Source organism: Staphylococcus roterodami (genome assembly GCA_022493055.1).
Taxonomy (GTDB): domain Bacteria; phylum Bacillota; class Bacilli; order Staphylococcales; family Staphylococcaceae; genus Staphylococcus; species Staphylococcus singaporensis.
In genome coordinates, this window is the sequence record CP092781.1 from 2,382,446 (window position 1) to 2,395,625 (window position 13,180).

The following is a 13,180-nucleotide window of genomic DNA, read 5'->3' on the forward strand; positions in this document are numbered from 1 at the left end:
ATTTATTCCAACAAAAAGCACCTTTTTCAATTTTTATAGAATTTAAAGAAAGTGCTCCTACACTGCTTGCGTGTAGAAACACTTTTCATTGTAATAATTTTATTCTTCTCTAGACATACCTTTCAACATATTAAGCATGTAAGTTAAACTACGGTTCATGTCGTCATCTTTCAATACGCCCAATAGACTTCTTATAGTTGTCTTAGCATTTGGACTCGCTTGATTGGCAACGTGTAATCCTTTATTAACTTTATTTAGGAAGTCGCTTAAATCTGATACATTCAGTTCGCCTAATAAAAATACCATTGAAGCCATATTAGATAATAGCCCTGTATAAATATCTTTATTAAGTTCAACTGCAAATTTATTTATGATGACTTGACGTCCTCGAATTGCTCCATTTAATGCATCTAATAGTTTTGCATCATCTAATGTTTTAATGAGCTTGATTGCTTTTAAAATGCTATCTTTGTTTGCAGCAATTGCTTCAGTAACTTCGTTCAAGCTTTCTAATTTTATTTGTTCTTCCGATTTTTCTAAGCGTCTAATTTTAGATGATATTCTCTCAGCCATTATTTATCCACCTGATTTCCTGGGAAAACATAATCTGGACGTTCCCATTTTTTCTGTACTTGTACGCTATACTGCGGGTGACGTTTTTTGTTTACACGGAAGTTATTTGGATTTAATGGTGATTTTCCACGTTTCGTAATGACTTCTAAACGACAACTAGTTCGTTTGTAAGACGGAGTATCCGTGTATTTATCAACATCACTATTTGTTAACAAGTTAATTGCACCTAAATCTCCATTTTCCATCGCATCATTGTTTAATGGAATATAAATTTCTTTGCCTTTAACACGATCTGTCACATGTACTTGTAATACAGCTTCTCCAGTATCAGAAATTAATTTAACTTCTGCACCTTCATGAATACCTCTATCCTCTGCCAGTTCAGGAGAAATTTCAACAAAAGCACGTGGCACTTTATATTTAATCATTGGTGTTTGATATGTCATGTTACCTTCATGGAAGTGTTCTAACAATCTTCCATTATTTACATGAATATCATAAACTTCATCTTGTTTAAAGAAGTTATCGAATGTTAATGGGAATAATTTCGCTTTACCATTATCAAAATTGAATCCTTCTAAGTATAGTATAGGCTCATCAGTACCATCAGGTTGTACTGGCCATTGTAAACTATTGAATCCTTCTAAACGATCATAACTTACCCCAGCATAAAGAGGTGTTAAGCGTGCAACTTCATCCATAATTTCACTAGGATGCTTGTAATTCCAATCAAATCCTAATCTATTAGCAATTGCTTGGAAAATTTTCCAGTCAGGTTTTGAATCGCCAAGAGGTTCTAATGCTTGGTATAAACGTTGAATACGACGTTCAGTATTTGTAAAAGTACCGTCTTTTTCAAGTGAAGGACTTGCTGGCAATACAACATCTGCATATGTTGCTGTGAATGTTAAAAATTCATCTTGTACAACCATGAAATCTAATTTTTCAAATGCAGCTTGTACAAAATTAATATTTGAATCCACTATACCCGTATCTTCACCATATAGGTACAATGAGTGTACTTCTCCGTCATGTATACCTTCTACCATTTCATGATTATCTTTACCAGCTTTTGGATTCAATTTAACGCCATATTCTTTTTCAAATTTAGCGCGAATATCATCCGCTTCAATACTTTGATAACCCGTAATCTTATCAGGCATACTTCCCATATCACTACATCCTTGAACATTATTATGTCCACGTAATGGATATGCACCTGTACCAGGACGACGATAATTACCTGTTACTAGTAATAAATTGGAAATCGCTGTACTTGAGTCACTACCAATATCTTGTTGTGTAATACCCATTGCCCAACAAATAACAACAGATTCAGCTTTAGCACATTCTTCAGCAAATTTAATCAATTCTGATTCAGGAATACCTGTTGCTTCTTCAGCGAAAGCCATTGTAAATGTTTCTAATGATTTGTAATATTCATCAAAATCATCTACCCACTCATCGATAAATGCTTTATCGTGTAAATCATGATCAATAATATACTTAGTCACTGCACTTAACCACGCTAAATCCGTACCTGGTTTAGGTTGATAAAAACGATCCGCACGTTCTGCCATTTCATGTTTTCTAATATCAAATACATGTATTTTTTGACCAAATAATTTTTGTGCACGTTTCATGCGTGATGCGATAACTGGATGAGCTTCTGCAGTATTTGTACCAATTAACACTGACATCGCTGCTCTTTCTAGGTCTTGAATACTACCAGAGTCACCGCCGTGTCCAACAGTTCTAAATAAACCTTTTGTTGCAGGCGCTTGGCAATATCTTGAACAGTTATCAACGTTATTTGTACCAATTACTTGTCGCGCTAATTTTTGCATTAAATAAGACTCTTCATTTGTTGCTTTAGATGAAGAAATAAATGACAACGCATCTGGACCATATTTTTCTTTAATTGATGTGAAATTATCAGCAATCACGTTTAATGCCTCATCCCACTCAACTTCATGGAATTCACCATTTTTTCTAACTAATGGTTTTGTTAAACGTTGATCTGAATTAATATGTCCCCATGAAAATTTACCTTTAACGCATGACGCAATTTTATTTGCCGGAGAGTCATGAGATGGTTGTACTTTCAAAATTTCTCTATCTTTCGTCCAAACTTCAAATGAACATCCTACACCACAATATGTACATACTGTTTTTGTTTTCTTAATGCGCTCTTTACGCATTTCTGCTTCAGAATCTGAAATTGCAAATAATGGACCATAACCAGGTTCTGCTTTTTTAGTTAAATCGATCATTGCTGCTAAAGAACCAGGTTCAGTATCCGTCATATAACCTGCATTACCTTCCATATTCACTTCCATCATGGCATTACATGGACATACCGTTGCACATTGACCACAAGATACACATGAAGATTCATTAATCGGTACATCATTATCCCAAATAACACGTGGATGTTCACGATCCCAATCAATTCTAATAGTTTCATTCACTTCAATATCTTGACATGCTTCTACACAACGTCCACATAAAATACATTGATTTGGATCATAGCGGTAAAATGGACCATAATCTTTTTCATAAGGTTTTTCTTTATATTCATAAGTTTGATGTTGTAATCCCCATGCATCCATAGTGTTATGGATTTCACAATCACCATTATTGTAATCACACACTGTACAATACAGCATATGCTTTTCTAAAATGCGGTCAAGCGCTTCTTTTTGAGCATCTTTCACATCATTGTTCACAGTATTTACAGTCATTGGACGATCAATCACCGTACTACATGAACGTTCAATTTTGCCGTCAATTTCAACAGTACATGTATCACACGTTTGAATTGGTCCCATCGATTCGTTATAACAAATTGAAGGTACAAAAGTATCTTGTGATTTAATAAACTCAAGTAAATTCGTACCAGGTTCTACAAGATAATCTTTTCCATCAAGTGTAACCACCAAATGTTCTTGCATATTACTCACCCCGTCTATATATTTTTTCCGTAAATGACTTATTAAGTATTACTACAATCCCATCTATATTAAAAAATGCCCCCACATCTTTCAGATAGAATTAATTTAATTGTATTACTTTATGTACTAGTTGTTAAGTAGAATTTTGTATTTTGCTTTTTTGCAAACTTTTGCATTACAAATAATTAGCGCGAAATTTAATCATTATTCATTTAATTGAAAATCGTTATCATCTTTGCTACTTTGATACTTCATTTATAAAATTAGTCATACTACTTATTAATACCCCTTTTCCATAAAATTATTAATTAAACCTATATAAATTTATAGTAGCAAGTAATGACTTGACTAATAATCAAGACAAACTATTATCACTTACTGTAACTATATTTTGACTGATTGCATTTTACTCTAATCATTTAAAATATAACAAAGCCTGCAAATGAAAAGTATAGCTCTTTTCACCTACAGGCTACTGCAATGTTTTATATTAAATTTATAGACAATTAAACCTATGCTGTCATTCAATTAGTGACATGAAATTACATGAAATTAAATGTTGTCACTAAATGACTACTCTAAATTATCTTTTAATAACTTCGTGCTTTCAGATTTAGACTGTTCACTCGGAATGAAGTAATACAATCCATCACTTTGAATGCCGCCTTGTCCACTTAATTGATGTTTATTAATCGTATCATTAGCATCTTTATAATTGCTTCTAATCGTGTTCAGATCACCTAACGTTAAATCTGTTTTCACGTTATTTTGAATTTCATTCATCAGACTATTGAAATGTGTGATTGATGACGGACTAGCAATTTTATTAGCCATCGCTTCTAAAACAATTTGTTGACGCTGTTGACGACCAAAATCTCCACCAGCACCTTCTTCTTTACGACTTCTAATAAATTTCAAAGCTTGATCACCATTCACATGTGTTTGCTGACCTTTTGTAAAATGAATGCCATCAACTGTGAATGTATCATTACTTACTACATCAACGCCACCGATGCTATCAATCATATTATGCAAACCATCCATATCAATTGTCGCATAATGGTCAATTGGTACATTCATTAATTTTTCAAGTGATTTCACAGCCATATTAGGCCCACCATATGCATAAGCATGCGCGATTTTTTCCGTTGTACCACGCCCTACAATATCAGCTTTTGTATCACGAGGTATACTAACAATTTCAGTTTTCTTTGTTTTAGGGTTAATAGATAAAATCATTATACTATCACTACGCTCTCCGCCACCCTTTTTCTTACGATCAGCATCCGAATCGACACCGAATAAAGCAATTGTAAATGGATCCCCATCTTTTAAACTAACTTTTTTATCCCTTAATTCTGACTTGTTACGATCTAACGGATTATGAATTTTATTACCAGTAATAAAAATTTTAGCAGCTACATAAACTACTGCTACAATCGCTAAAATGACTAAAATACCAAATACCCATAAAAATATTTTCTTAGGTAGGCTCATTTTACTTTTATCTGAACGCTTCAATCCCACCACTCCTTTACTATTCCATACATACTTTATCTGTTTTCCCTATTTATTATATAGTAAAATTATTTTTTTACTATACTTCTAAGGACGTATTACTATTTTTCGCTATTATTTCTATTTTCAAACATGACTACTTTGTTTTTTATATCCACCATTATCATTTAAAATTTCTAGAATCTTTTGATGGCATGCCGAGTTACTAATTATAAACGGACCACCTTTAAGATAATCGACTTTATCACCATTTAAAGATGTCATTTTCAAATTGAGTAGTTCCGCAAATAAAAATTGTGCTGCAATATCCCAAGGCTTAGGGTTTGTATTAATATGCGCACCAAACTGTCCTTTTGCAACACGAATTGAATCTAACCCACATGCTCCAACTAGACGATAACTAAATGACGCATTAAATAAGTCTTGTACTGTTTCCATATTCATAACTTGTGCATTAAATGAAACAATTGCGTCTTTTAATGGTATAGGTTCAGGTGCTTCTAACTTCAAATCATTACTAAAAGCACCAACTCCTCTAATCGCTTTATACAGTTGCTTATGAGGATAATCATATATGTAAGATAACATTGGTTTTCCCTCAACAAAGTAAGCCAATATAATACAATAGTCTTCTTGTTGTTTCACTAAATTTGCAGTTCCATCAATAGGATCCATAATCCACAAATCTTTTATATCTTTCGTAATCTTATCATTACTTTTTTCTTCTGCTAATAACTCATGTTCTGGAAAATGTGTACATAAAAAAGTTTGAAATTGTTGCTGAATTTGCTTATCGACATTTGTTACTAAGTCAAATCTATGGCGTTTCGTTTCTGTAGTCATTTCATTTATCAATTGTGGAATGATAGTATCTAATTGTTTCAACCAATTACAAATTAATTTATCAATCTGTTGTAATGTTTTTTCTGTCATTTAGTTCACCACTTCTTATATCATAATCATTTTAGTATTACCCTATATCAAAAGAATCAAATATACAAATGAATTCTTAAATAATAATTTCCATAAAAAAAATCGGCTAGTCACGTGCTAGCCGACAAATAGAAAGGAAAGTAAGTAATAAATATTGAAGATGTTGTGATGTAACTTGAACGATTAAAAGCTATCTGTTATATAGCTCTACCCCTTTGTTTAATCGCTCCCCCTGTTACAAATAATATAATAGCACAATCTTTCATTTAATGTAAGCGTTTTCTACAATTTTTTACAACTTTTTTTAAAAAAGCTAATGAAAATGTCCTCATTGTCACTCTTATGTTATACTTTGTGTAATATATCATCTTTAAGGAGGTGGCTGTCATGAATAAAGCTGAAAGGCAAAATTTAATTATTACTGCAATTCAACAAAACAATAAAATGACTGCATTAGAATTAGCTAAATATTGCAATGTTTCCAAGCGTACAATTTTACGTGATATTGATGATTTAGAAAATCAAGGTGTTAAAATTTATGCGCATTATGGGAAAAATGGTGGTTACCAAATACAACAAGCACAATCAAAAATTTCATTAAATTTATCTGAAGCACAATTATCAGCCTTATTTTTAGTACTAAATGAAAGTCAGTCGTACTCGACGTTACCATATAAAACTGAAATCAATGCAATCATAAAACAATGTTTAAACTTGCCTCAAACACGATTAAGAAAATTGCTTAAGCGCATGGACTTTTATATTAAGTTTGAAGATACACAACATATGACGTTACCGGTGTTGTTTTCCGATATTTTAATATATTGTACAGAGCGTAATGTGATGTTAGTAGATTATAAAGTAGATGATAAAATCAAAGCAGAAAATGTTATATTCATCGGCCTTTTATGTAAAAGTGGACACTGGCACGCCGTAATTTACGATATCGCAACAGATATGACTGCAGAGCTTGAGATTGCAAATATTGTGGATATCTCATATTCTTTTGGCAAGACAATTCAAACAAGAGATATATCTATTGATAACTACCATCAATTTTTAAACCCCATCGATTCTTAAGCAACAGAATCAATGGGGTTTTCTTAACCATAAATTTGTACGACAGTCATAATAAATGACACAAAATTATTGGCAATATGTAATGCGATAGTCGAACCTAAGTTTCTACCTGATTTCAAATAAGTAAACACTAAAATAATAGATAAAATTAGATATGGGCCAAACTCAAACGGCGACTTTGCATCAGTCACATGAATAAATGCAAATAAGAACACCGAAACAATACTCATAGCTATAAAATTAAACTTCTTACCTAATTCTCCAATTAAAATATGTCTAAATACGATTTCTTCAACTATTGGACCTAAAATCACAACTAATAGGAATACGACTGGTAAAAATGCAGGCACTTCAAACATTTTATTTAGTTCAAGTTCATTTGCTGTTTCGCTATATTGTAAATGTTTAGGTAAAAACTGTGTCATAAATTCATATATATATATTAAGGCGACGGCAATAATATATGTTATTAACAATCTAAGCCAATGACTTTTTATATACGCAAAGCCTGCATGAAGTCTTGAGCGCATCACCTTTAAGTGAAATAAACAAAACACTATGATACCAATACTATATGCGCTAGCTTGTACAAAAATCAATGAAATTACGAAATCATTATCGCTATCGCTTATAATATAATGTAACGGAATTGTTCCTGCCATAATTGCCATGTTTAGTGCAAATAATAATACACCTATAATTGGAATTAAGAGTAAGTCTCTCCAAGCTATATCTTTAAATGTATATTTCTTTTTTAAATTATCCACTGTTGTATCCTTCCCTTGTACTATCGTATTTTTTAATTTTGGAGGTACTATTATATGATAAACGAAAATAAGTATATTAGACAACAAATTATTGAATTGATTCAGCGAGTTGAAATGATTAAATATCATACCATCATGACATCGATAAATGTAGAGTCTCTTGTCGATGAATTCAATCAAATCGTAAGTGATGAATTCAAAAAGCACCAAAACCTTGCCCATACTTCTATTCAAAATTATAACCAAATCATTTATTATGAACTATTACAGCTTCTTACTAAACAGCCAATGAACAGAATTAAGTATGGCAATAAAATCCAATATTTTAATTTTTATCACAAAGAACTCCATGATGCACTCTCCGAAATGAATTAACCTCAATTCAATTTACACATTAACCTAATTTTTCTACAATGCCATTTAGGCAAGTTATTTATTAAAATTCACTTTATTACATAAATTATACAATTTAAAAAATTCTTCAAATTGTAAAGATGTGGTAATCGCGATATAATCATAGTGATTAAGGTGATAGATTGGGTCTTGTATGTCTATTTTTACTTAGGCTTAAATAAATGAGTACATGATGTATAAATTGGGAATATACATTATGTCTTATAATGATATATTTGTATCATTTGCACATGGGAGTATGCTATTTTTTAATCTATACATCTTAAAAAGTTTTACAGTTTTAATTTTCAATATCATTAAACAAACAACATATTCAACTTATTTTTCATTCTCTTACGTTACAAGTTGTAATACCATCGCGTTAAACAACAAAAGCCAACGCTAATAGAACATATTGCGTTAAAGTGGAGTGATTAATATGTCAAACGTACTAACAGAAATAGATAGTCAGTATCCATACATGACTAAAAACGAAAAAAAGATTGCTAGCTTTATCCTTAATTCACCACAAAAAGTGATAAAAATGAGATCTCAAGACTTAGCAAGCTTATTAGATATTAGTACCTCATCAGTCATTCGATTTAGCAAAAAAATCACTGATGGTGGTTTTCATGATTTAAAAATTAATATCTCAAAATATGTACCAAAAGCGTCGTCAATTTATAATGTCGAACTCTCAAATAACGAAAGTACAGAGTCGTTAAGAACCAAGCTCCATACACGCACAACTCGTACACTTAATCATGCCAATAACGAATTAAACGATAAAACAATCGATCAAATTTGTCATTGTTTAAAACGTTCTGACACGATTTTCATTTATGGATTTGGCGCTTCTTTTGTAGTCGCTACAGACCTTTACCAAAAATTATCAAGAATAGGTTTAAACATTCAACTCGTTCAAGAAACTCATATTTTTGCAACGTTATTAGCAACTCATAATTCAAACGACAGTGTCATTCTTATTACTAATAATGGTACACAAAGTGAAATGCAGTCTATGGTCAAAGTCATTGACGACTACCATATACCAATTATCACAATAACTAGCACAATGGATAACCCTGTAGCACAGGCATCAAATATTGTTTTAACATATGGTAAAACAGATGAAAATGAGATGCATATGGGAGCAACAACATCACTTTTTGCTCAAATGTTCACGATTGATATCTTATATTATCGCTATGTAGCTCTTAATTATCATGCCTCATTAGATTTTATTACTCAATCTAAAATGGCCTTAGATAATTATCGCAAACATTTATCGAATATAAACTTTAAACATTAACAGTCTTATATAACTTTATTAAATGTATCATGCAACAAAGTTCGTTTCATCAAAGTTTATATACACTTTAATATACTTAGACTATACCGATGACATCATGCTAGGGTTATATTTTAATTGAATTAATATTGCAATTGACTGAAGGTTTCATACCATATGTCAATTGCTTTTTTAATGTTTTTTTGTATTTTAAAAATCCAAATTATCAATTACTGTTATGAAAATTATTCAATTATTCATTGTGCTACCTAGTAAATCGACGATAAAGCTCACTACCTATAGCCATTTTAATTAATCAGAATTAAACAGTAGTGTTTACACTCTCATTTATAAATATCATTTTCATTAATATAAATGTTAACTTCGTCCAATACTAAGCTAATAATGTATTACGAAGCACAAAAATATACGCCCAAACATAACAACGACTCTTTGCTTTAATCAGCAAATATCAATCACGTTATCGTATGGGCGTATTTATTATATTATTTAACTTTCACATTGTTTTTATTATATCTAATGAAATAATAAATTGTTACAACGGTTAAGAAGATTGCACCAATAATCACTGATACTCTCGTTTCTGCATTAAATACCATTCCTACTAATACTAATATTAAAAATAATATAGTTAAGTAGTTACTCACTGCGCCACCAGGCATCTTGAATGGATGGCCTTCCACTTCTTCAGGATGTAATTTTCTAAAGCGTAAGTGACTGAATAAAATCATAAACCAAGGAATCATACCTGGTAAAATTGATGCACTATATACATATACGAAAATGCTGCTAGCACCATCGATAAATAAAGGTAAAATTACATTTAATAAAGCACCGATTAAAATACCAAGAGATACTGCAACAACAGTATACACAGGTACACCATTTTTCATAACTTTTGTGAATATTTTAGGCATTTCACCTTTATGCGCAAGTGTATAAATCATACGACTTGCACTGAAAATACCTGAGTTACAGCCAGACATTGCTGCCGTCAACACAACAAAGTTAATTAATGCTGCAGCAAATGTAATACCGATTTTCGCAAACGTGGCAACAAATGGACTTCCGATATCACCTAATTGGTTCCATGGATATACAGAAACAATTACAAAAATAGCACCAAGATAGAAAATTAAAATTCTCCAAATTACGCCATTTACTGCTTTCACAATATTTCGTTGAGGATCTTTTGTTTCCCCTGCTGAAATACCAATTAATTCTACACCTTGGTATGAACCTATAACGATTGATAACGCGAAGAAGAATCCAACGATACCATTCGGCATAAATCCACCGTTTGTCCATAAATTAGAGATACCTACTGGATGACCGCCATTTCCAAAACCAAAGAAAATAAGACCAAAACCAGCAATGATCATTAAAATAATTGTTACAACTTTAATTAAAGCAAACCAAAATTCAAATTCTCCAAATGCTTTTACTGAGAATAAATTCGCTGCCATTAATAATAAGATAGCAATAACGCCCGGTATCCATGTTGGTAAGTCAGGAAACCAGAATTTCATATATTCTCCTACTGCAATAACTTCACTCATACCAACTACAATCCATTGGAAGATATTACTCCAAGCTGTCATATAGCCTGCTGCAGGATGTATATAATCACTTGCAAACGTAGCAAATGATCCTGTTGTTGGGTTCAAATAAATCATTTCACCCATTGCTCTCATGATTAAAAATAAAAAGATACCCGCAATTAAATATGCAAGGATAACAGATGGTCCAGTCCATTTAATTGTACTTGTTGCACCCATGAAAAGCCCCACGCCAATCGTACCGCCAAGTGCAATCATTTGAATTTGACGGGCACTCAATCCCCTTTGTAGTTCATTGTTCTCCATAACGTCTTACCCCATCTCTGATTGATACTAAATAAATCCATAAAAAAACTTATTGACGTAATTATACTATAAATTACCGATTTTGGTACATTAATATTTGCATACCATGTAATCGTTTACAGAACTACTATAGCAGGCTTTTTTGTATTTGCAAACAATTATTTTGTGATTTTTCTAAAAAATTAAACAAATCGCTCACAAACCTTTATCCACCATACAATTTCAAGTATTCTAAGTGATTATGATATAATTTGAATAATATTAAAAAGGAGCATTGAAATGTTAAAACAAATATTACCTCGTGCTATTATAATATCATTAATCTTTGCAGTAGTATTTTTCATCATAAATTATTTCGGCATGCAGAAACCAGATATTACTTATTTAATCGGAAGAAGCATCGTTGCAACCATTGCATTCATGCTCATATATCTCACACTGTTTACAATCATTAATTCTCCCGAACGTAAATTCAAATTAGGAACAATTTTACCAATTGCTTTAATTATCGGTATCATTGTTGGCAATATGTTTTTAACAGTTCAAATCGGTGTTATTTCCAGTTTAATAATTAGTGTTATAGCTACTTTTCTATGGGAATTTATCGAAAAAAATAAAGGAGGTCGCTCATCATGACAACAGCATTAATTGGTGTTATTGTATTAATTTTACTAATCATAAGTTTCGTACCAAATTACCGTGCTATGAAAGCAGCGAAAGAACAAGGCAGTAATGCAACAAGAGCAACGATTATGGTAGGTATAGATATAATCTTAATAGTACTTATCATCGTGACGTTACTACTAAAATATATGTAATAATAAAACCACCTTACCTTATTCACTATATGGCCCACGATAAGCTTATTTGTTGAAAAGCTTGCCGTCATTTAAATCCATATATGCTAAGTATGGTGGTTTTTTATTATAATTTACCTTGTAACAGTAAAAAATAACCTATTGTTGCAAGTATAATATATATCATTGAACCAACAACGAAAGATCTCACTTGTATCCGAAACGGTGTCTGCTTATTAAAAATTGGTCCTATTACCAAATTTCCAATCGCTAAAATAATGGGCCCTGCTAAAAAAAATAATATGATATATCCCATGTTAGACCTCCTATTTCGAAAAGAAACGTGCAACGATTTGATCGTAGTTTAAATCTTTCGCTACATATTCAACAGTTGTAAAATCCTGTGCACTTGTCATTTCATTTGTATTAACGATAACGTCTAACCCTGCTGTTATTGCTGCTGTTGCACCATTTACAGAATCTTCGATAGCCAAACATTGAGTAGGCATATAATTTAATTGTTGTACCGCTGTTAAATATAGCTCAGGGTCAGGTTTAACGAGCTCAACATCTTCTCTACCAACGACAACATCTATATAATCATCTAATCCAAGCGCCTTAAAAGTCGGCATAATTTCTGCTTTTACACTACTTGTTGCAATTGCCATAGGTATATGACGTTGTTTTAAAAATGCCATTAAAGATTTAATCGTGTCAATCATAGGTAACAACTTACTTGTGCGATGATGCTCTTCATATATTTTCTCTTTATTTTCTGAACCTATAGCTTTAATTAAATAATCATGTAAATCAGTTGCTGATCCACCAATAGATGCACGATAAAAATCTATACTAACCGGATCGACGTTATAATTGTCTAAATGTTTATTAATGACATTAAACAAATGTTGTTCGGTATCTATTATAGTTCCATCGAAATCAAATATAACTGCTCTATACATATGTCTTCTCCTCTATTCTTTCTCTT

The 13,180-nt window shown here is 31.8% G+C and carries 13 protein-coding genes; 5 read left to right on the forward strand and 8 right to left on the reverse strand.

Translation table 11 applies throughout. The annotated features are described in order from the left end of the window. Positions 1–99: 99 nt before the first annotated feature. From ML436_11720 to ML436_11735, 4 genes are all read right to left on the reverse strand, one after another. Positions 100–573: a DUF1641 domain-containing protein gene (locus ML436_11720; GenBank protein UMT77786.1), complete on the reverse strand. Its 474-nt coding sequence runs from the start codon at positions 571–573 to the stop codon at positions 100–102. Beyond that, on the reverse strand, positions 573–3,527 hold the full coding sequence (fdhF, locus tag ML436_11725) for a formate dehydrogenase subunit alpha (protein UMT77787.1): 2,955 nt from the start codon (positions 3,525–3,527) through the stop codon (positions 573–575). Before fdhF ends, ML436_11720 begins: the two co-directional genes overlap by 1 nt. Positions 3,528–4,100: 573 nt before the next feature. After that, a complete protein-coding gene (locus ML436_11730; GenBank protein ID UMT77788.1) occupies positions 4,101–5,048 on the reverse strand; it encodes an LCP family protein in 948 nt (315 codons plus the stop codon). 123 nt (positions 5,049–5,171) lie between these two features. Further along, positions 5,172–5,978: an inositol monophosphatase family protein gene (locus tag ML436_11735; protein ID UMT77789.1), complete on the reverse strand. Its 807-nt coding sequence runs from the start codon at positions 5,976–5,978 to the stop codon at positions 5,172–5,174. A gap of 387 nt (positions 5,979–6,365) precedes the next feature. Between ML436_11735 and ML436_11740 the strand changes: the two genes are divergently transcribed. Continuing rightward, a complete protein-coding gene (locus tag ML436_11740) occupies positions 6,366–7,058 on the forward strand; it encodes a YafY family transcriptional regulator (GenBank protein ID UMT77790.1) in 693 nt (230 codons plus the stop codon). Between the two features lie 23 nt (positions 7,059–7,081). Here ML436_11740 and ML436_11745 read toward each other — a convergent pair whose 3' ends face one another. Continuing rightward, a complete protein-coding gene (locus tag ML436_11745; protein UMT77791.1) occupies positions 7,082–7,825 on the reverse strand; it encodes a CPBP family intramembrane metalloprotease in 744 nt (247 codons plus the stop codon). Between the two features lie 54 nt (positions 7,826–7,879). On the opposite strand from ML436_11745, the gene ML436_11750 reads away from it, so the two are divergent. Together ML436_11750 and ML436_11755 are read left to right on the forward strand one after the other, a co-directional pair. Continuing rightward, a complete protein-coding gene (locus tag ML436_11750; GenBank protein UMT77792.1) occupies positions 7,880–8,200 on the forward strand; it encodes a hypothetical protein in 321 nt (106 codons plus the stop codon). Between the two features lie 457 nt (positions 8,201–8,657). Continuing rightward, entirely contained in the window at positions 8,658–9,530 is an 873-nt protein-coding gene (locus ML436_11755; protein ID UMT77793.1) for a MurR/RpiR family transcriptional regulator, read from the forward strand. A 485-nt stretch (positions 9,531–10,015) separates the two neighbouring features. Here the strand turns inward: ML436_11755 and ML436_11760 are convergent, their stop codons facing one another. Then, complete coding sequence (locus ML436_11760; GenBank protein ID UMT77794.1) at positions 10,016–11,395, reverse strand: amino acid permease; 1,380 nt, start codon at positions 11,393–11,395, stop codon at positions 10,016–10,018. A gap of 279 nt (positions 11,396–11,674) precedes the next feature. Between ML436_11760 and ML436_11765 the strand changes: the two genes are divergently transcribed. Together ML436_11765 and ML436_11770 are read left to right on the forward strand one after the other, a co-directional pair. Beyond that, positions 11,675–12,031: a hypothetical protein gene (locus ML436_11765; protein ID UMT77795.1), complete on the forward strand. Its 357-nt coding sequence runs from the start codon at positions 11,675–11,677 to the stop codon at positions 12,029–12,031. Beyond that, positions 12,028–12,213 (forward strand): hypothetical protein, encoded by a 186-nt coding sequence (locus ML436_11770; GenBank protein UMT77796.1) that lies wholly within the window; start codon positions 12,028–12,030, stop codon positions 12,211–12,213. The genes ML436_11765 and ML436_11770 overlap by 4 nt, the downstream gene beginning before the upstream one ends. 106 nt (positions 12,214–12,319) lie before the next feature. On the opposite strand, the gene ML436_11775 is transcribed toward ML436_11770, so the two are convergent. Beyond that, a complete protein-coding gene (locus ML436_11775) occupies positions 12,320–12,508 on the reverse strand; it encodes a hypothetical protein (GenBank protein UMT77797.1) in 189 nt (62 codons plus the stop codon). Positions 12,509–12,518: 10 nt separating this feature from the next. Beyond that, a complete protein-coding gene (locus ML436_11780) occupies positions 12,519–13,154 on the reverse strand; it encodes an HAD family hydrolase (protein ID UMT77798.1) in 636 nt (211 codons plus the stop codon). Positions 13,155–13,180: the final 26 nt, after the last annotated feature.

Coding starts and splice junctions, on each gene's coding strand:
- ML436_11735 (UMT77789.1), bottom strand. CDS start 5,978: ATGACAGAAAAAACATTACAACAGATTGATAAATTAATTTGTAATTGG.
- ML436_11755 (UMT77793.1), top strand. CDS start 8,658: ATGTCAAACGTACTAACAGAAATAGATAGTCAGTATCCATACATGACT.
- ML436_11770 (UMT77796.1), top strand. CDS start 12,028: ATGACAACAGCATTAATTGGTGTTATTGTATTAATTTTACTAATCATA.
- ML436_11760 (UMT77794.1), bottom strand. CDS start 11,395: ATGGAGAACAATGAACTACAAAGGGGATTGAGTGCCCGTCAAATTCAA.
- ML436_11765 (UMT77795.1), top strand. CDS start 11,675: ATGTTAAAACAAATATTACCTCGTGCTATTATAATATCATTAATCTTT.
- ML436_11720 (UMT77786.1), bottom strand. CDS start 573: ATGGCTGAGAGAATATCATCTAAAATTAGACGCTTAGAAAAATCGGAA.
- ML436_11780 (UMT77798.1), bottom strand. CDS start 13,154: ATGTATAGAGCAGTTATATTTGATTTCGATGGAACTATAATAGATACC.
- ML436_11750 (UMT77792.1), top strand. CDS start 7,880: ATGATAAACGAAAATAAGTATATTAGACAACAAATTATTGAATTGATT.
- ML436_11775 (UMT77797.1), bottom strand. CDS start 12,508: ATGGGATATATCATATTATTTTTTTTAGCAGGGCCCATTATTTTAGCG.
- fdhF (UMT77787.1), bottom strand. CDS start 3,527: ATGCAAGAACATTTGGTGGTTACACTTGATGGAAAAGATTATCTTGTA.
- ML436_11740 (UMT77790.1), top strand. CDS start 6,366: ATGAATAAAGCTGAAAGGCAAAATTTAATTATTACTGCAATTCAACAA.